The organism is Zhongshania borealis, assembly GCF_039539625.1.
Lineage (GTDB): Bacteria > Pseudomonadota > Gammaproteobacteria > Pseudomonadales > Spongiibacteraceae > Spongiibacter > Spongiibacter borealis.
Genome location: NZ_BAABDM010000002.1, coordinates 126,686 through 146,274 on the forward strand (window position 1 = coordinate 126,686; position 19,589 = coordinate 146,274).

The window sequence follows — 19,589 nt, forward strand, 5'->3', positions numbered from 1 at the left end:
CATGACGCCTTTTCATTACCTCAACGGCGAGCTCCACGCCGAATCAGTGTCCCTCAGCAGTATCGCCAAGCAATTCGGCAGCCCCTGCTATGTGTATTCCCGCGGCTATCTAGAACAGCGCTTTACTGAATATACCGAGGCCTTGGCCGGTCAAGATCACTTGGTGTGCTATGCGGTAAAAGCCAACTCCAATATCGCGGTGCTCAATGTCTTAGCCCGACTCGGCGCGGGCTTTGACATTGTGTCGGTCGGCGAATTAGAGCGCGTCCTCGCGGCAGGCGGCAAAGCCGAGCGCATCGTGTTTTCTGGTGTGGGCAAAACAGCGGCGGAGATGCGCCGCGCACTGGAAGTGGGTATTCACTGTTTTAATGTAGAGTCCGAGGCTGAGCTAGAGCGTTTGAATACCGTCGCCACCGAGATGGGGGTTTGCGCGCCCATCTCTATTCGCGTTAACCCCGACGTAGACGCCAAAACCCATCCGTATATCTCGACTGGATTGAAGGACAATAAATTTGGTATTGATATCGCCCGCGCCCCCGAGGTTTATCGCCGCGCCGCGAGCTTGGCCAATATTGCGATTAAAGGCGTAGACTGCCACATCGGCTCACAGTTGATTGATACCAGCCCCTTTCTTGACGCCCTCGACCGGGTTCTTAGCCTTGTCGATACCTTGGCGGCCATGGACATACAAATTTCTCATCTCGATTTAGGCGGCGGTTTGGGTGTGCGCTACCGCGACGAAATTGCCCCCGCCACTGGCGACTACATCGCCGCCATTCGCGCGCGCTTGGGCGATCGCAAAGTGACCCTGATGTTCGAACCTGGCCGCTCAATCACCGCCAATGCCGGCGTTTTGCTGACCACTGTTGAATATTTGAAGTTAAATGAACATAAAAATTTCGCCATTATCGATGCCGCGATGAACGACATGATCAGACCGTCTTTATATGACGCGTGGATGGACCTACTGGCGGTCAAACCCCGTAACGACGGCACTTTGCGTCGCTATGATTTTGTAGGACCGGTCTGTGAAACCGGTGATTTTCTCGCTCAAGACCGCGAATTGTGTATTGCCGAAGGCGACTTGCTGGCCCTCGCATCCAGCGGTGCCTATGGATTTACCATGAGTTCCAATTACAATAGCCGAGGACGTGCGGCGGAAGTAATGGTAGATGGCGATCAATGCCACCTGATTCGCGCCCGCGAAACTGTCACCGACCTGATGCGTGGCGAAACCGTGTTGCCCTGAGGGCGCAAGATTCCACAGCCACTTGCGGCTGTATTCAATCTGCACCCTCGCCATTAGCAACCCGCCAGCATCGTTAACCGCGCCACCGGTGAGGCGCACCACAGGGTTTTGCGATGCAGTTACGTTTTACCAAAATGCATGGCCTGGGTAATGATTTTGTCGTTATTGACCTGATTACCCAGCGCTTCAAGCTCAAGCCACACCATATCCGTAAAATTGCCGACCGGCATTTTGGGATTGGCTGTGACCAAGTTCTGGCAGTGGAAATTCCCACCCAGCCCGATGTTGATTTTCGTTACCGAATTTACAATGCCGAAGGCAGTGAAGTGGAGCAGTGCGGCAACGGCGCGCGCTGTTTTGCCCGCTATATCCGCGACAAGCGCCTCACCGGTAAAGAGCGCATTAAAGTCGAAACCCTCGCGGGCATCATTGAATTAGAAGTCACCGAAAACCGTCATGTAAAAGTGGACATGGGCGCGCCAGTGCTCGACCCCAAACGCATTCCTTTTACCGCTGACACCGAAGCCCGCGACTACGCGCTCGACATCAATGGCGTGGAGTGGCGCGTTGGCGCCGCGTCGATGGGTAATCCCCATGTGATATTGCCGGTTGCCGATGTCGACACTGCGCCGGTGGCTGAGGTTGGCCCAATTGCAGAACAACACCCGCGTTTTCCCCAGCGGGTCAATGTCGGCTTTATGCAAGTCATCGACCGCGACACCATCAAGCTGCGGGTATTCGAACGCGGCGTTGGTGAAACCTTGGCCTGTGGAACTGGGGCCTGCGCCGCGGTGGTTAGCGGCATCGTACAAGGTAAGCTCAACCCTAAGGTTACCGTGCATTTGCCCGGTGGCAGTTTGAGTATAGAGTGGCAAGGCGCGGGCCAGCCCGTTATTATGACCGGCCCCGCCACAACCGTTTTTGAAGGCCAGATACAAATATAGGATCGCCTGTGGACAGTGCAAACCCGAAAAAAGATGGTCTACCCAGTGAGAGCGAAGTTGCGCGTTACCTGCGCAACCACCCCGGTTTCTTTCTCAACAATGAAGATATATTGGCTGAGCTTAAGCTCACGCATCAAACCGGCAAAGTGGTTAACTTGGCCGAGCGCCAGGTCGAGATTCTGCGTGAGCGCAATATGGACATGCGCAACCGGCTCAGCAAGCTGCTGGACAACGCGACCCGCAACGACCAGTTATTTGAACACAGTAAAAAACTGATCTTGACCCTCATTGAATCCAAGCGCGCCGAAGAGCTGAGTAACAGTCTATGCCGCATTTTGGTGAGTGACTTTGACGATATCGACTACGCCAGCCTCATTATATTTGCCGACCCCAATCGCGTTGGCAGCAATGCCTTGCGCGTGGTTAGCCCCGAGCAAGCCCATCAACAAATTGGCAATTTACTCCGTGGCAAGAAGGCGGTGTGCGGCGTACTGCGCGGCGAAGAACTGAGTTTTCTGTTCGGCAAACACGCCGACCACATTGGCTCAGCCGCGTTAATGCCGATTCAAGCTGGCAACATCGACGGCGTTATTGCCATTGCCAGCAAAGACCCTCAACACTTTAAATCCAGCATGGGCACACTGTTTCTGGAATACATTGCCGATGTGGTCAATCGCTGTTTGCCAAAGTTGATGAAGGGACCGTTTCTTTAAGCGATCGCTAGACCTCTGGGGTCGGGTGTCTGACGAGATGCCCGCCCGCACAAACTGCATACGAGCGGCCCTTTACCCTATTTGCGCTCAATCCTATACGTCAACCGCCTGACTTCCGACACCAGACTCGACGCTCTGACAATGCCTATCCATAAACATCCGCATTAATTTCAGGTACTCACTCTGCCCTAAGTGCAAAATGTGATTGCCTGGAAACCAGTGCAAATGCGATTCCGGCCAGTGGGAATGGAGCAGGCGCACAAAGCGCGGTGGGGTAAAACGATCGCCAGCGCCGCCAATAATCATGACCTTTTCCGGGTCGAGCTTGGGTTGATAACTCAGCGGGCTGTGTATTGCCAGGCCGCGCCGAAGGTCCATGGGGCTTAATCCGGTGCGCTTGCTTACCAAGTCCATTAAGCCGCCCGTTGGCTGCCAACTGCGGATGGTATCCACAGGTGATACCAGTGGCGAATTGGGAATACAGAAAGCCAAGCGCGGTTCAACGACCGCCATGATTGAACTGAGGTAACCCCCTAAGCTCAGACCGCTAATCCCAACATGCGGAGCGCCCCGCTCAAACAAGTAATCGATAAACACCCGTAAATCACTCACCGCTTGCAGCATGCCTTCGTTTAACTGCGAGAAGCCGCCGGCGAAAAGGCCATAACCACTAAAGGGGTGATGTTTTTCGGCGCGATCGCCATGAAAGGGCTGGGTCATTAACAAAATGTCGTAACCGCTTTCGTAAAACCAACGCAGCGAGAAGAACAGGCTATTAAAACCATACCAACTCTCGACCACCCCATGCACAAAGATCAGCGTCGGGCGAGGACCGTCGGGATGCGTCCAGTACTGCGCACTCGCCGTTTGGTTTCGTTTATAGCTTAGGTAACTCTCGGTAAGGTCAGGGTTCAAGGGTGCAAAAGGGCTGGTGAATCGGAGATCAACAGCAGGAGTTCCCTTTGGCTTGTAATTAAAACGCCCTATTTTATGCGCCTCTACCTCCACTTTTGGCGGTGGTATAAAGACCTTATCAACGTCGCGGTCTTCCGCCATACCGGCGTAAAAATCCATTCGCGCGCGTTCACGCGCCATGCCATCGCGCTTTATTAACTGCGGCACAAAGGCGCCGGAGATCATCACCCCTAAACCTGTGCGCACCATGCGATCCATAATCGCGGTGCCGTAAACTTTTAAAGGGTATTCGCTGTCGAGTTCTGTGCCGTCGGACTGGGAGTAAAAGTCCTCAGGAAGGCTATTCCACCACGGAGGCGAGCTCTTAACTGGGGGTAAAACGGATTGCGGCATCGCTATTATTCTCTTGGCATATTGTGCAAATGTTTAGTTTTATCATATTCAAGATAATCGACTGTAGTGCACGATACAATAAATTCTCGTTGCAGCACTAAATTGCCATCCACTCTTGCCCCCGCTGCGGCCAGTGCTTAAGCTGAGTGCTCTGTCTGTTATGGCGCGCTTCATGAGTATCCAACACGAGCTCGAGGACTTTTTAGATTATCTCGGTACAGCCCGGCGGCTGTCACCTCACACCCTCAGCGCCTACCGCAATGACCTTAGCGGCTTTATCACTTTTTGCGAGCAGCAATCGCTAAACTCAGTCGATGCAGCAGACAGCGCACATATTCGCTATTTCATTGGTCAGCGACGCAGTGCCAGCGCCGCTGCAGTGAGCATCCAGCGCCTACTGTCGGCTCTGCGTAGCCTCTATCGCTTCAGGATGCGCCATCGCGACGCCAAGCAGAATCCTGCCATCGGCATTAGCGCACCTAAACGCCCCAAGCGTCTACCCAAGACCCTCGATGTCGACATGATAAAGCAGTTGCTGGAATTCGACGGCGACGACATCATCGATATACGCGATCGCGCCATGATGGAACTGTTTTACTCTTCTGGTCTACGCTTGGCAGAATTGGCAACACTCAATGTCGGTGATTTAGATTTAAACGACGCCCTGGTCACCGTTACCGGCAAAGGCAATAAAACCCGCACCTTACCCATCGGCCGCGTTGCGATAGCGGCCCTACGCGAGTGGTTGAAAATACGCGACAGCCTCGCCGCCGATCAGGCCTTATTTCTGGGCCAGCGAGGCGGGCGCCTTGGCCACCGCGCCATTCAGCAACGTATCCGCTATCGGGCAATACAGCAGGGCTTGCCGGCCCATGTCCATCCGCACATGCTGCGACACTCCTTTGCCAGTCATTTACTGGAGTCCAGCAGTGATTTACGGGGCGTTCAAGAATTGCTCGGCCATGCCAATCTGTCGACCACCCAGGTCTATACCCATCTCGATTTTCAGCATTTAGCGCAGGTGTATGACAAGGCGCACCCGCGAGCAACGCGAAAGGCCAGCAATGAACAAGATTAAATTATTGAGTTTTGATCTCGACGACACGCTTTGGCATACCGCGCCAACCATAGCAAACGCCGAGCGAGCTTTTTATGAGCATTTGCAATGCAACGCACCGGCGCTGGTGGCGAAGTTTGATCCCGATGCCCTGCGCGAGCACCGCTGGCAATACCTCCGCGCCAATCCAGGCCTAGAACACTACGTTTCGAAGTGGCGAATTGACAGCTTAAATCAAGCCTTAATTGAGTCCGGTTACGGCGAACAAAGTGGGCAATTAGCCGCCGCGGCCTATGATGCTTTTTATCAGGCCCGCCAGCAGGTTTATTTTTTTGAGCACTGCGCCGACATCCTGAGGGAATTAAGCAAAGACTATATCTTAATCAGCCTCACCAATGGCAACGCCGATATAACACGCCTGCCGATCAGCAAATACTTCCATTCCTGCTTTCGAGCCGAAGAATTAGGCGCCGCCAAGCCAGCCGCTCCGCTGTTTTTAAAAGCACTCACGCAGGCAAATTGCCATGCCCATGAAAGCATTCATATCGGCGACAATACGCATGATGACGTTGCTGGCGCGAAAGCGGTAGGCATGCATGCAATTCAGGCGCGACTCGCAGAGAACGCGCCTGAGCCACATCCCTTAGCGGATCAACATTTTGACGACTGGCGAGAATTGCCCAAGCTCATCCAGCTGTTTAATGCCAGCTAAGCCTAATAACACGCAGACGCAGCCGACGCAGAATTAATAAGTTTCTGAGTCGGAATCGGTGTCGGCAAGATTGCTGCGCATATGCGGGTCGAGGTGTTTTATCTCACCCCCTCGCGCTAAATAAGCCTCGACGTCCTTAGACAGTTGATCGCGCATGCGGTCATGCACGGTCTGACTAGGCACAAAACTTTGGCTTGGAATTGGACTTTCTGTACTACGATTACGCGACCCCATAGGAACCCCTCCCGGAAACAATAAACCCGCGCTTACAAGCCGCTTTATACTGCTTTCTTAGAGTCTCTGACAAGGGTCTGATTAGGCTGTTTTGTTCTTAATAATCGTTGTAACTAATCTATTTTGAGCTAAAAAGGTTAATCATGCGACCATAAAAAAGGGCGACTAAAAGCCGCCCTCGATTCACCGTTACCAAAGCTAAATTAGATAGCTTCTTCACCGGTTTCGCCGGTGCGAATTCGAATAACTTGCTCAAGGGAAGTCACGAATATTTTACCGTCGCCTATTTTGCCGGTACACGCCGCCTTGGTTACGGTATCGATTACTTTCTCCACTTGATCGTCGGACACCGCAATTTCTAATTTCACCTTTGGAAGAAAATCCACCACATATTCCGCACCACGGTACAGCTCGGTATGGCCTTTTTGGCGTCCAAAACCTTTTACTTCGGTCACAGTAACGCCTTGCACGCCAATTTCCGACAAAGCGGCACGGACGTCATCTAATTTAAACGGCTTAATAACCGCACTGACTAATTTCATCGCCGTAGTTTCCCCTTCATTATGAATACTGTTTTATACCCCTATTTAGCCTAGTGCGCGGGAGTTTGGCAAGGTGATCCCAGCTTTTGCCGTAAAAAACCTTAGAAACGGCCCACTTTGGTGTCAGACGTCTGACGCTTGCCGTTCGCTATGTCCACTATCTTCCTTGCCAACACGCATCGCTTAAACAAAACGCGGAGTTTATGCACCAGACATTCGACTTCCTCCCCCATCAAGCGTTCAACTCCTCTATGCCTAGGCAAAAAAAAGGGCGCTCAATGAGCGCCCTATAATCACCGACCTGAGGGGAGTACTACTTGTTGGTGAACTCTGGGTAGGCTTCCATACCGCATTCAGAGAGGTCGACACCTTCGTACTCTTCCTCTTCTGTAACACGTAAGCCCATAACTACTTTCAAGATACCCCAGACCACTAAGCTGGCCACAAAGGTCCAAGCAAAGATCACGAAAGCACCGTATAACTGATTACCGAAAGTTGCATCGCTGTTGTTGAATGGCACTGCCATTACACCCCAGAGACCAACAACACCGTGAACAGAGATCGCACCGACAGGATCGTCGATTTTGATTTTATCCAGAGCAAGGATGGCAAACACAACTAACACACCACCAACCGCACCGATTAAGGTAGAGATAATTGGATCAGGTGACAGTGGATCAGCAGTAATGGCTACCAGACCAGCCAAGGCGCCGTTCAATACCATGGTTAAATCAGCTTTGCCGAACAGGATGCGCGCTACGATTAATGCTGCAATCAAGCCGCCACTTGCCGCCGCGTTGGTATTAACAAATACCTGTGCAGTTGCGTTAGCTTCTTCGATGTTAGACACCATTAATTCAGAACCGCCGTTGAAACCGAACCAACCCATCCACAGGATGAAGGTACCCAATGTCGCCATTGGTAGGTTTGCACCTGGGATCGCATTAACTTGACCGCCTGCGCCATACTTGCCTTTACGAGCGCCAAGCAGCAATACGCCAGCCAGTGCTGCAGAAGCACCACACATGTGCACTATGCCAGAGCCTGCAAAGTCAGAGAAACCAGCTTCAGACAAGAAACCGCCGCCCCAGCTCCAAGAACCTTGAAGAGGGTAGATGATGCCAGTCATAACAACAGCAAAAGCTAAGAATGCCCACAACTTCATGCGCTCAGCGACCGCACCCGAAACAATAGACATAGCGGTTGCTACGAATACCACTTGGAAGAAGAAGTCAGATGAACCTGAGTAGTAAGTATCGCCGTTAGAGGCCAGTACTTCTTCTACTGACGCATCAGCAATTGAGTTGCCGAACCAAGCGTCTGGCAGAATACCGCCTTCAGAACCGCCGTACATAACTGTGTAGCCACATAGTAAGTACATGGTACATGCCACCGCAAACAGGGCGATGTTTTTAGTTAAAATTTCTGTGGTGTTTTTAGAACGAACTAAACCAGCCTCGAGCATGGCAAAACCTGCTGCCATCCACATTACGAACGCGCCCATCACTAGGAAGTAGAACGTGTCCAGGGCGTACTTGACCTGTATGATGTCTTCCATCACATGCCCTCCAAAGGGAAAGAGAATAATCTTGTATTTAAATGTTTATTTAAACCGCAAACCTGTGAATCTAGATGGCTTCTTCGCCAGTCTCACCGGTACGAATACGAACAACCTGCTCAAGCGCAGTAACGAAAATTTTGCCGTCGCCAATTTTGCCGGTATTCGCTGATTTAGTAATTGCTTCAATAGTTGGCTCAACAGAACCATCAGCAACTGCAACTTCAATCTTCACCTTAGGAAGAAAATCTACAACGTATTCAGCGCCACGATACAATTCGGTGTGACCTTTTTGGCGACCAAAACCCTTAACTTCGGTAACAGTTATTCCCTGTACACCGATGTCAGATAGCGCCTCACGCACATCGTCAAGTTTGAATGGCTTAATAACAGCCGTAATCAATTTCATCGGAAATCTCCTGTTAATGTGCGTCGATCACACACTAGGACTAAGTTAAAAAAATGACCGGTGGCAACACTGCCACCGGTCGGGGTATTACATGGAAATAGGCAAGCTGTAAGAAACTACAAAGTTCATATCGTCGTCATTGTCTTCGTCGATCATCTGGCTGAAGGTAAAGCTCAGATTATCGTTGTAGGCGTAAGACACGTCGAAGTGAGCGTAATTTGAATCTTCATCGTCGCTATCGGTGCCGCCGAGGGTGAATGAGAATTGCGCAACATCATAGCCCAAGGTGTAATAGAAATAGCCGTTAGCGCCAGCAATGTTGTCATAAATCGTCAAGCTAACTGGGCCTAAACCTAAGCCAAGAATAATTTCGCTCAAATCACCATACGTGTCGCCGTTATCAACGAAACCTGCTGATGCACCTGGATAAACATAGTTCCACACACTCAGATCAACGCTTAGCGCGCCTACTTCAGTTGCATAACCAGCGTAGTAATCTACCTCTTGCCCTGCAGTGTCATCGCCGCTAGAACCCCAAACACCGGCATAGAAACCGGCACCGCTTACGGTGATATCACCAGAAACAGCTGGAGAGCCATCGCTCAGATCAAAACCACGCCACAAGTACATACTGGCAACAGAAGCGCTCGCTGATACTTCAGCAGAAGCTGGGGCAGCAACCATGGTCATTGAAGCAGCTGCAACACCGGCAGCCAGTAAAGTTTTCATTTTGTTCATGTTGTAGTCTCCGCATTTAGTATAGAGAAAGTGATCAAGCACATTCCTGTTGTAGCTATAGCACTTTCAGTGCCAACATCATTTTTATTGTTTAAAATCAAAAGCTTAAATAAAACTCGTTTGGTGAAGTTAAATCTAGCCATTTACCGGTCTTTGCCTAGTAAGGTCGAAAACACCGGGTACGCACAAACTTAGAGCATTAGGGCGAATATGCAAAAAATAAATGCCACAAATATAAGCACGCCTGAATAAATACGGAAAATACTCGGCTGGAAAACGCCTTTAATAACGCTAATTATCTATTTAAAAACAACAGGATAGCCACAGTCAGACCAATTATGATGCAACGTCGGCAACGACCTCTGGAAAAAACGCACCAATTAAGTGCCGCCGCACTACAAGCCAGCGATTTGCACCCTGAAACGAAAAAAGGATGCCATTGGCATCCTTTTAAAGCGCTAATAAACGACCTATCACAAAGCGCCAGTTACTTATTGTGCCTCTAGCTGTTCAACTCGCTTGCGCAATTGTTCTATTTCACGCTGCAGGGCCTTAAGGCTTAAGGGGTTAACGTTAGTCGGCGCCACTTTAACAGTACTCATGATCAGCTGATCGAGCAGAATACGTCCGGGCTGCCCCGCCGACGCTGTCGAACCTGGACTCCCGGCCAAGCCACCGGATGCACCCGCTACCCACTTACGACCGCTGCCCGTCAGCGATTTTCTAGTCTCGTAATGGCCGCTGCCGCCAGCGCCACCTGAGCCGGCATCACCGCCCTCACCGCCAGCGCCACCATCGGTATTAATATTAAGCCGGCTCACCATCGCGTCGCCAGATTCGGTCTTGGCTAAACTTTGATACAAGAAAGTCACGTCGCCGCCGCGACCACCTTCACCGCCATCACCACCGTTACCGCCCTCACCAGCCACATCTGCTCCGCAACCGCTATCAAGGTCAGCACCGTCGCCACCCGCACCACCGAGGCCACCGTCGCCACCGGCACTTAAAATCCGCATACTGCCTAGGCTTTCTAACGCGAGTTGTAAGCGGATTTCGACACCGTCTGCACCGGCTTGCCCAATATTGCCAGGCTGGCCGTCGACAAACTCGTCACAGCTTGGCGCAGAAATACCGGCCGCGCCATTCACACCTGCCGCACCGCGGCCATCAATCACCACGTTTTTACCAATACTGGCCACGCGCGCATGAACACGCCAAGAATTAACCCCTGGCGCAAAGCTAATTCGCGCGTCGTTACCTATGCGCAAGTTATCTAAAATCAACTCCTGTTGATCGACACCAACAAGGTATGCCTGGCCAGCCGGAATTGTTAAATCGGTTGCCATGCTCGTTAGCGGAACCAAGGCTAACGCCAGTGTGGCAAGGTATTTCATGGACTTTTCCTAAAGGGGTGAAGGCCGCCATTATAGTCTTTGGTAAAAATAAAAATGCGGCATTTAGTGTGAATAGTCATCAATTTTACTCGTCTGCAGCCCGATGTCTAACTCGAGCTAGTTGCCTTAGCAGAAACGATGAAGTGACCTGCATCGAAATTATCTCGGCAGGCGCAAATAGCCACGTGAACGGAGTGAATTCCTTTTCCTTCGGGGCCCGACGTCAGGCATCTGACCCAGCTGAATTACACCGTCATATGACGGCGCACGTCCTCCTCAACCATTTCGTCGCCGCGACCAGACAAGATCACTTCACCGCGATCCATTACCGCGTAGTAATCCGCCAGCTCACGGGCAAAATCAAAATACTGCTCAACTAAGACAATCGCCATCTCACCTTGCTGGCGCAGGATGGTAATAACATTGTGGATGTCCTTAATAATAGAAGGCTGAATTCCCTCGGTGGGTTCATCCAGTACCAACAAGCGTGGCCGGGTAATTAAAGCTCTGGCAATCGCCAATTGTTGCTGCTGCCCTCCAGACAAATCGCCACCTCGACGCTTTAGCATACTTTTCAGTACGGGAAACAAATCGAAAATCTCTTGGCTGATTTGACGCTGACTGCGCTTGAGTGGCGCGTAACCGGTATAGAGATTCTCTTGTACGGTCAGCTGCGAAAAAATCTCTCGCCCCTGAGGTACGTAAGCAACACCCGCCCGAGCGCGATCCGCCGGCGCCATGGCGCTAATGTCTTTACCGTCCAATACGATACTGCCGCCACGCACAGGGTGCCGACCTGTAATAGCCCTGGCCAAACTCGACTTACCCACGCCATTGCGACCGAGTATGCAGGTCACCTTGCCCTTTTCTGCGCTAACATTTACTTTGCGTAAAGCCTGACTCGCGCCGTAGTAGAGATCGATATCATTCACTAGCAACATAGTGTTAACGCCCTAAATAAACTTCGATTACCCGTGGATTGGCCGACACGACGTCGAGACGGCCTTCGGCGAGAACACTGCCCTCATGCAACACCGTCACTTTGCTGTCTAATGCTTTAATGAAGTCCATATCGTGCTCGACCACCACAATGGTGTGCTCGCGGTTAATTTCTTTTAATAGCGCAGCCGTTTCCATGGTTTCTTGATCCGTCATTCCCGCGGCGGGTTCATCGACAAGTAAAAGCTCCGGCCCCTGCACAATCAGCATGCCAATTTCTAACCACTGCTTTTGACCGTGAGAAAGGCTGCCAGCCAAATCACCGGTTTTCGCTTTTAGGCCAACCAGCTTTATAACTTCATTAATACGATCACCCTGCTCACTGCTCAATTTGTGCCAGAGCGCACGAATCACACTGCGGTTGCCCGCCAAAGCCAGTTCCACATTGTCCCAAACTGTTAGGGTTTCAATCACCGTGGGTTTTTGAAATTTGCGGCCGATACCCAAGTTCGCAATATCTGCTTCGTCGTATTGAGTAAGGTCGATACTGTCACGAAATCGCACTTCCCCCGAATCGGGTCGAGTTTTACCAGTGATAATATCCATCATGGTACTTTTGCCCGCGCCATTGGGACCAATAATGGCGCGGAGCTCACCCGGCGCAATATCAAGCGACAAATTATTAATGGCTTTAAAACCATCAAAACTTTTGGTTACGCCGTTCAGGTACAACATGCTCTGCATTTGAGCGCTGTGAAAGCCCGGACTCTTCACTACCGCACTCATGACTCTGCTCCTTGCGATGTTGGCGCGTTGCGCTCAGCGCGGCGATCCTGCAATTGCTTAACCACCCCGACAATTCCCTTGGGCAAATACAAGGTGCTGATCACAAACAACGCTCCTAACATAAACAACCACACTTCTGGAAAGGCGCCGGTAAAATAGGTTTTGGCATAGTTCACCGCAACCGCGCCAATGACTGCACCGAATAATGTGCCACGTCCGCCAATAGCCACCCAAATAACAATTTCAATGGAATTGATGGGGCCAAATTCGCCGGGATTAATAATACCGACTTGAGGTACATACAATGCACCAGCAATACCCGCCAAGATCGCCGACACCACAAACACAAAGAGCTTAAAGTGCTCAACCCGATAGCCCATAAATCGCGTGCGACTTTCTGCGTCACGTATCGCCACCAAGACCCGACCGTACTTACTGCTAACAATGGCGCGGCACAATATATAGGCGCCCATCACGCTCAGCGCCGACAAGGCGAACAATACACAACGAGTTATATCCGATTGCAAACTGAAGCCAAGAATATCTTTAAAATCCGTGAGGCCGTTATTGCCGCCAAAGCCCATGTCGTTTCGAAAAAATGCGAGTAACAAGGCGTAGGTCATTGCCTGGGTAATAATCGACAAATAAACCCCCGTTACCCGCGAACGAAATGCCAGCCAACCAAACACAAACGCCAATACCGCTGGAACCAAGGCCACCATAAACATGGCGAAGAAAAAATTATCAAAACCGTACCAATACCATGGCAATTCGGTCCAGTTCAAAAACACCATAAAGTCCGGCAGGTCAGCATTGCCGTAGACCCCGCGTTCACCAATCTGCCGCATTAAATGCATGCCCATGGCGTAGCCGCCGAGGGCAAAAAATGCGCCGTGACCCAAACTCAGAATCCCGCAATACCCCCAGATCAGATCCAAGGCTAATGCCAGCAGGGCATAACAGAGATACTTGCCTAACAAGACCACAACATAGGTTGGAATGTGTAAAAAACTGCCCTCAGGCATTAACAAATTACACAGCGGCACCAGCACCATGGCGGCGAACAGCACCATTAACAAATAACTGCCGGCTTTATCGGCCAGCAGTAAACGGCCGATGGCACTGCGTTCAAATATTTTTGTATTCAGCATGGTCAATTAATCCTCTACCGAGCGGCCTTTAAGAGCGAACAAACCGCGAGGCCGCCACTGAATAAACAGAATGATGAACACCAGCACAAAGATCTTGGCTAGCACGGCGCCAGCAAAAGGCTCTAGGAATTTATTGGCAACCCCAAGACTCATCGCCGCAAAGAAGGTGCCGAACAAATTGCCGACCCCGCCAAACACCACCACCATAAAGGAATCGATAATATAAGACTGCCCCAGATTCGGGCCGACATTGGTGAGCTGACTCAAGGCCACTCCAGCGATACCGGCAATACCCGAGCCCAAGCCAAAGGTGAGCGCGTCTACCCAGCCGGTGCGAATACCCATGGAATTTGCCATGGCACGATTTTGCGTCACCGCGCGCATTTGCAATCCAACAAAGGTTTTCTTTAACAAGAACACCAGCAGTAATAAAACAATCAAACTAAAGGCAATTATGTAGAGGCGGTTATAGGTTAACGACAAGGCGCCGTTAATCTCTAGAGAGCCGCTGAGCCAGCTTGGCGCAGTTACGGATTTGTTTAACGGCGAAAAAATGCTGCGCACCGCTTGCTGTAAGATCAAACTGACGCCAAAGGTCGCCAACAAAGTTTCCAATGGCCGGCCATACAAATGCCGGATAATACCGCGCTCAATGACGATACCCACTAAACCCGACACCATAAACGCGGCGGGAATCGCAACGATAATGGAGTAGTCAATATAATTGGGCATCAGCAGCTGAATAACGTAGGTGGTGTAAGCCCCCAACATCATCATTTCACCGTGGGCCATATTAATGACCCCCATCACGCCAAAGGTGATTGCCAAACCCACCGCAGTGAGCAACAGCACTGACCCCAAACTCAAACCAAAGAAAGTGTTTTCAATTAATTTATATATTTTCGCCTCGCTGCGCATTTCTTTTAATACGGCGGCGGCAGATTCTCGCACCAGCTCATCATTTTCTAAATATTCGCCGTCACTACCGGTGAGCTGCATGGCTGCGAGAATTGACATCGCATCCGAGTCCAGCGTGCCTCGAAAGGATTCAATCGCCTCTAAACGCAACACTTGCTCATCGGAATTTAAATTCACCATTGCTGCGGCGAGCTTGAGCGACTCAATCACCTTTGCGTCGGACTCCATCACCAAGGCCCGCTCAATGGCCACGAGAAATTCCGGTGATGGGCTGCGAACCAGATTTTTGGCTGCCTGTAGGCGCACGGCGACATCTTCACTGCGCAGCGCTATTTCCGCCAGCACACCGCGCAGCACCGTGCGCAGTTCATTGTTAATACTGATCTTGCGCACCGTGCGGCGGCCTAGTACGCCGAGATTTTCGCCACTGATTACCGTCTCAGCTGAATAGCCGTCGGTGTGGCTCTGCGCATAAACGAGTTGCCGTTCTTTTTTGGTGTAATACAAATCACCTGCTTGTAGCGCTTCGAGTACGTCAACGCGCTGCGGCAAATCAGAATTGGCTATGAGATTAATTAAGTCGATTTTTTCAGAAGTGCTCTTTGCGCTAATTAATTCATTCAATAAAAGCGCAGCATCCTCACTTTGCATTTTATTCTGGTCTACTGTCGCAATTGGCTCAGCAGTACCTTGCGTAGACAAGCTAATGGCTATGCAAAAAAACAGAAATCGAAATAGTGATTGCGTATAGCTGTGGGTCAGTTTCATTGAAACGTCCATTTACAAGAGATACCCCGCCAGCATATGGCGGGGTACTTTTTGAGAAAGAAGCCCGGGGGAGCTTCTTTCGTTCCGCTAAAGTTTAAGAACAGACGGGTACTAGTAATTTTGACCTGAACACGTTTTGGTTTCAGTGTTGTAGTTACCGCACATGACTTTAGGATCTTGCCAATCTGCGGTGAGCTTAGCGCTCTCTGGCAGGAAGTCAGTCCACGCATCGCCGGGGACTGCAGCCTCGGTTTGCCATACGATATCGAACTGGCCATTTTCCTGAATCTCACCAATTAACACTGGTTTGGTCAGGTGATGGTTAGGCAGCATCGTTGCAACACCGCCGGTGAGGTTCGGTACGCTAATGCCAATAAGCGCATCGTGTACTTTATCGACTTCAGTTGTTTTCGATTTCTCGACAGCTTTCACCCACATATTAAAGCCGATATAGGTGGCTTCCATTGGGTCGTTCGTCACGCGTTTGTCGTCGCCGATATACGCTAGCCACTTATCAATAAATGCATCGTTCACCTCAGCATCTGCGCTCATGAAATAGTTCCACGCTGCAAGGTGGCCAACCAATGGGCCGGTATCAAAGCCAGACAGCTCTTCTTCACCTACCGAGAACGCCACCACTGGAATATCTTCTGCCGACAAACCTTGGTTAGCTAATTCTTTGTAGAAAGGAACGTTGGCGTCACCGTTAATAGTCGAAACCACGGCCGTCTTTTTACCTTGAGAACCAAACTTCTTAATATCAGAAACGATTGTTTGCCAATCTGAATGGCCGAAGGGCGTGTAATTAATCATGATATCTTTTTCAGCCACGCCTTTACTCTTAAGGTAGGCCTCAAGAATTTTGTTGGTGGTGCGTGGGTATACATAGTCGGTTCCCGCTAATACCCAACGTTTTACCGAGCCACCCGCGCTGCTCATCAAGTAATCAACCGCAGGAATTGCCTGCTGATTGGGCGCTGCACCGGTGTAGAAAACATTCTTAGACGACTCTTCGCCTTCATACTGAACAGGGTAGAACAACAAACCGTTTAGCTCTTCAATGACGGGCAATACCGATTTCCGTGACACAGAAGTCCAGCAACCGAAAATAACGTCTACCTTCTCTTTTTCTAACAGCTCTTTGGTTTTCTCCGCAAACAAGGGCCAGTTCGACGCCGGGTCAACAACCACAGCCTCTAGCTGCTTACCAAGCAAACCACCTTTTTTGTTTTGCTCGTCGATGAGCATCAGCACGGTGTCTTTCAATGTGGTTTCACTGATCGCCATGGTGCCGGATAACGAATGTAAAACACCGACTTTAATGGTGTCCGCCGCTTGGGCGATGGAGGCGCTTAGCGACAAGGTCGCTGCCGCCAACACAATACTGCTGTGCTTGGCGAATGCCTTGATAGATGATTTTGTTTTCATACTTAGCTCCCAACTCTATTTTTTATACCGCTAATTAATTCAATCGCGCAGCGATTGTTAATAACGGGCCCTGGTAAATCTCCCAAGAGGTATTAGCAGAATTGGTGCCAACCAAGCCGAAGTGCTCATTTACGGGGCTTAGCGGAAAAAAGAAGGCCACAACTGAGGCACAGCCGACGGCGACCAGCCTCAAGCGCGTGCAACAAAGCGCACTAAATATGCGCCTGCGCACCAAAGGTGCACTAGGTAGGTTTTATTGGCTGAGCAATAAGAAAAAACCGAAGCCGATAGCGAATACCGCAGACAGCGACTGCACAGCATGTTGCAACCACTGATGCCCCCGACCGAGCCTTGCAAATCCGCCGCGCAGGGCAAACCCCAAGGCGGCCATGGCGACAATTAAACCAAGGTTAAATAGGAGTACGTGAAACATACCCAAGGAGGGATTCGCCAAGCCTGCAGCAGGGATTACCGCCAATAGCGGCGCCGAGCCCGCACTACCATGGATCACGCCAATCAAAACCGCGGAACTCAGAACGCCCTGTTTTGAGTCATGGCTTTGATGCTGACGCCACAAATGATAGAAGCTTAAGCCGCCAATGCCGATCAACATCCAGCCCACCATGGCTTCTGCAAAAGCACTGAATTCAAAGGGAATTGCCGTACCCGCCAACAACACCAAACTCGCCACGGCAATCACCGCCAAACCATGGCCTAGCCCCCAGTGCAAGGCGAACCGGAAGCTGTGGCGGCCCTTGTCCCGCCCACTCATACCACTGACCGCGGCAAGGTGATCAGGGTCAAACGCGTGTACCACCCCCGCGGCAAAACCAAGGAGTAAAATACTGAACAAAGGCGTAGTTTCCGCAATCAATGTCGTAATCCTTTTCTATTAACAGCGCTAGGCCGCTGGTCTTAAGCGCCGAGCATGCCCTGTTCAACGATAAAATTAACGATCTCCGCAACACCGCTACCGTCTTTTAAATTACTAAAAATAAACGGCTTGTCGCCACGCATGCGCTTGGCATCACGGTCCATCACAGCAAGGTCTGCGCCCACCAGTGGCGCGAGGTCGGTTTTATTGATAATCAGCAAATCGGAGCGTGTAATACCGGGCCCACCTTTACGCGGAATTTTGTCGCCGGCAGAAACATCGATAACGTAAATGGTTAAATCCGACAATTCGGGGCTAAACGTCGCGGCGAGATTGTCGCCACCGCTTTCGATCATGATTAAATCTAAATCTGGAAAGCGACCACTAAGTTCGGCCACCGCGGACAAATTCATTGAGGCGTCTTCGCGAATTGCCGTGTGTGGGCAGCCGCCGGTTTCTACGCCGAGAATCCGCTCTTGATCCAGTACCTCGTGGCGCAATAAAAACTCCGCATCTTCCCGGGTATATATATCGTTGGTGATAACAGCAATATCAAAACGCTCGCGCAACTCGGCGCACAGGGTTTTAACTAGGGCCGTTTTACCCGAGCCAACTGGACCACCAATACCAAGCCGCAGCGCAGGCTTTTTCATAAAATTACTCCGTAAATTCTAAATAACGAAAGAGGCGTTTCGACACTAGGATCGAAACAACCTCGAATACTGGGTTTCATGCTGGGCCGATGCCATGGCCAAGCCGGGTAAGCCGACACCGAGATCCTCATCGCCGCGGGTCTTGGCAACACTCACTGTGGTCTCAAGCACCGGCATCAAGACCAGTAGCAGTCGCTGACCGTCGGTCTGCCCCAGCGGCACCAATTTGATCGCTGCCGCGACCTGATTTTCTAACCAACTCCAGGCAAAGCCGCTGAGAGTGTCGTCACTGTCGACCTGCCAATACTGGGCTGCCAACGCAAACATTGTTGCAAAACTTGGCGGCACGCCTTTCGGCCACGCCAAAGCATTGGGTACCTCCAATGACACCAACAGGCGCAACAAGGCCTCTCCCATTTGCACATCTTCTAAAAGCAATTCTTTGGACTCACGCGCCGCCTGCAAGTACGCGTTCCAATACACAACATCCTCGTTCGCGCCAATTTGCCATGCCGCGTGCAAACGCTGTAAGACCGGTAAATCCAAGCCGCCTAAACTATGACTCAGCACTTCGCCAATCCACTCTTCCGCACCGGTCAAGCCCTTAACCCAGCGCCGCTCCACCGCGTATTCCAAACCTTGGGAGTAGGCGTAAGCCCCCACCGGCAAGGCAGGACTAACAAGGTGCATCAGGTGCAATAACGGACTAGTCATGATGATGGTGATGGCTGTGAATGCTGCCTGCACCGCTATTGTGGTAGGCACCATTTTCTGGATGAAAGGGCTTTTCACTGACGTGAACATCTAGCCCCAAGCCCTGCAACATATCGTCGAGTACATGGTCATGCTGGTAGCGCAACTCACCCGCATCTATCTGCAAGGGCACGTGACGGTTACCCAAATGGTAGGCAGCCCGAGCAAACAACAGGGCGTCGTCAGTGCGCACAATAGAGAGCGTTTCCCTGGCCGCGACGACCGAGATTTGCTCGCCATTTTTAGCGACTAATATATCGCCGTCGGCCAACACTTGGCCACGTTCAATATACCAAGACAGATCTTGGCCGCAGCGGGTTTTACCACGAAGACGACTGCGCTGCCGATCTTGATAATTCAGCACAATACTCATTTCTGGCGCCAATCCCGGCTCGGCACTTATCACTTCAAAACACTCAAGCATCACTTACGTCCAATTTAAGATTATTTATTCTAAACAC

The 19,589-nt window shown here is 51.0% G+C and carries 21 protein-coding genes; 5 read left to right on the forward strand and 16 right to left on the reverse strand.

Annotated features, from left to right (window positions below):
* Nucleotide 1 precedes the first annotated feature (1 nt).
* The 3 genes from lysA to ABD836_RS06835 all read left to right on the forward strand — a co-directional run bounded on the left by lysA (nt 2) and on the right by ABD836_RS06835 (nt 2,906).
* Nucleotides 2-1,249 carry a diaminopimelate decarboxylase gene (gene lysA, locus ABD836_RS06825; RefSeq protein WP_344933829.1) on the forward strand — a complete coding sequence of 416 codons (1,248 nt, stop codon included), beginning with the start codon at nt 2-4 and terminating at the stop codon, nt 1,247-1,249.
* 113 nt (nt 1,250-1,362) lie between these two features.
* Nucleotides 1,363-2,193: a diaminopimelate epimerase gene (gene dapF, locus ABD836_RS06830; RefSeq protein WP_344933832.1), complete on the forward strand. Its 831-nt coding sequence runs from the start codon at nt 1,363-1,365 to the stop codon at nt 2,191-2,193.
* A gap of 8 nt (nt 2,194-2,201) precedes the next feature.
* The gene (locus ABD836_RS06835; protein ID WP_344933834.1) at nt 2,202-2,906 is read left to right on the forward strand and encodes a DUF484 family protein; all 705 of its coding nucleotides are present in this window, start codon (nt 2,202-2,204) and stop codon (nt 2,904-2,906) included.
* 93 nt (nt 2,907-2,999) lie between these two features.
* On the opposite strand, the gene ABD836_RS06840 is transcribed toward ABD836_RS06835, so the two are convergent.
* Nucleotides 3,000-4,214, reverse strand: a complete 1,215-nt coding sequence (locus ABD836_RS06840; protein WP_344933836.1) for an alpha/beta hydrolase family protein — start codon at nt 4,212-4,214, stop codon at nt 3,000-3,002.
* A gap of 172 nt (nt 4,215-4,386) precedes the next feature.
* Between ABD836_RS06840 and xerC the strand changes: the two genes are divergently transcribed.
* Complete coding sequence (xerC, locus tag ABD836_RS06845) at nt 4,387-5,292, forward strand: tyrosine recombinase XerC (protein ID WP_344933838.1); 906 nt, start codon at nt 4,387-4,389, stop codon at nt 5,290-5,292.
* Nucleotides 5,279-5,983, forward strand: a complete 705-nt coding sequence (locus ABD836_RS06850; RefSeq protein WP_344933840.1) for an HAD family hydrolase — start codon at nt 5,279-5,281, stop codon at nt 5,981-5,983. Before xerC ends, ABD836_RS06850 begins: the two co-directional genes overlap by 14 nt.
* 33 nt (nt 5,984-6,016) lie before the next feature.
* On the opposite strand, the gene ABD836_RS06855 is transcribed toward ABD836_RS06850, so the two are convergent.
* The 15 genes from ABD836_RS06855 to ureE all read right to left on the reverse strand — a co-directional run bounded on the left by ABD836_RS06855 (nt 6,017) and on the right by ureE (nt 19,552).
* Nucleotides 6,017-6,217 (reverse strand): hypothetical protein, encoded by a 201-nt coding sequence (locus ABD836_RS06855; RefSeq protein WP_344933842.1) that lies wholly within the window; start codon nt 6,215-6,217, stop codon nt 6,017-6,019.
* 203 nt (nt 6,218-6,420) lie between these two features.
* Nucleotides 6,421-6,759 (reverse strand): P-II family nitrogen regulator, encoded by a 339-nt coding sequence (glnK, locus tag ABD836_RS06860; protein ID WP_344933844.1) that lies wholly within the window; start codon nt 6,757-6,759, stop codon nt 6,421-6,423.
* A 313-nt stretch (nt 6,760-7,072) separates the two neighbouring features.
* Complete coding sequence (locus ABD836_RS06865) at nt 7,073-8,317, reverse strand: ammonium transporter (RefSeq protein WP_344933846.1); 1,245 nt, start codon at nt 8,315-8,317, stop codon at nt 7,073-7,075.
* A gap of 70 nt (nt 8,318-8,387) precedes the next feature.
* On the reverse strand, nt 8,388-8,726 hold the full coding sequence (gene glnK, locus ABD836_RS06870; RefSeq protein WP_301028610.1) for a P-II family nitrogen regulator: 339 nt from the start codon (nt 8,724-8,726) through the stop codon (nt 8,388-8,390).
* 87 nt (nt 8,727-8,813) lie between these two features.
* A complete protein-coding gene (locus ABD836_RS06875) occupies nt 8,814-9,464 on the reverse strand; it encodes a TorF family putative porin (protein WP_344933850.1) in 651 nt (216 codons plus the stop codon).
* A 491-nt stretch (nt 9,465-9,955) separates the two neighbouring features.
* Nucleotides 9,956-10,858 (reverse strand): hypothetical protein, encoded by a 903-nt coding sequence (locus ABD836_RS06880; protein WP_344933853.1) that lies wholly within the window; start codon nt 10,856-10,858, stop codon nt 9,956-9,958.
* A 245-nt stretch (nt 10,859-11,103) separates the two neighbouring features.
* On the reverse strand, nt 11,104-11,799 hold the full coding sequence (gene urtE / locus ABD836_RS06885; protein WP_344933855.1) for an urea ABC transporter ATP-binding subunit UrtE: 696 nt from the start codon (nt 11,797-11,799) through the stop codon (nt 11,104-11,106).
* Nucleotides 11,800-11,803: 4 nt separating this feature from the next.
* A complete protein-coding gene (gene urtD, locus ABD836_RS06890; protein WP_344933857.1) occupies nt 11,804-12,583 on the reverse strand; it encodes an urea ABC transporter ATP-binding protein UrtD in 780 nt (259 codons plus the stop codon).
* Nucleotides 12,580-13,734 carry an urea ABC transporter permease subunit UrtC gene (gene urtC / locus ABD836_RS06895; protein WP_425583025.1) on the reverse strand — a complete coding sequence of 385 codons (1,155 nt, stop codon included), beginning with the start codon at nt 13,732-13,734 and terminating at the stop codon, nt 12,580-12,582. Before urtC ends, urtD begins: the two co-directional genes overlap by 4 nt.
* Before the next feature lie 6 nt (nt 13,735-13,740).
* Nucleotides 13,741-15,420, reverse strand: coding sequence for an urea ABC transporter permease subunit UrtB (gene urtB / locus ABD836_RS06900; RefSeq protein ID WP_344933859.1), 1,680 nt, complete (start codon nt 15,418-15,420; stop codon nt 13,741-13,743).
* Between the two features lie 111 nt (nt 15,421-15,531).
* Nucleotides 15,532-16,848, reverse strand: a complete 1,317-nt coding sequence (gene urtA, locus ABD836_RS06905; RefSeq protein WP_344933861.1) for an urea ABC transporter substrate-binding protein — start codon at nt 16,846-16,848, stop codon at nt 15,532-15,534.
* 253 nt (nt 16,849-17,101) lie between these two features.
* Nucleotides 17,102-17,722, reverse strand: coding sequence for an urease accessory protein UreH (locus ABD836_RS06910; protein WP_344933863.1), 621 nt, complete (start codon nt 17,720-17,722; stop codon nt 17,102-17,104).
* 41 nt (nt 17,723-17,763) lie between these two features.
* Entirely contained in the window at nt 17,764-18,375 is a 612-nt protein-coding gene (ureG, locus tag ABD836_RS06915) for an urease accessory protein UreG (protein ID WP_344933865.1), read from the reverse strand.
* A gap of 45 nt (nt 18,376-18,420) precedes the next feature.
* The gene (locus ABD836_RS06920; RefSeq protein ID WP_344933867.1) at nt 18,421-19,089 is read right to left on the reverse strand and encodes an urease accessory protein UreF; all 669 of its coding nucleotides are present in this window, start codon (nt 19,087-19,089) and stop codon (nt 18,421-18,423) included.
* On the reverse strand, nt 19,082-19,552 hold the full coding sequence (gene ureE / locus ABD836_RS06925) for an urease accessory protein UreE (protein WP_344933869.1): 471 nt from the start codon (nt 19,550-19,552) through the stop codon (nt 19,082-19,084). Before ureE ends, ABD836_RS06920 begins: the two co-directional genes overlap by 8 nt.
* Between the last annotated feature and the right edge of the window lie 37 nt (nt 19,553-19,589).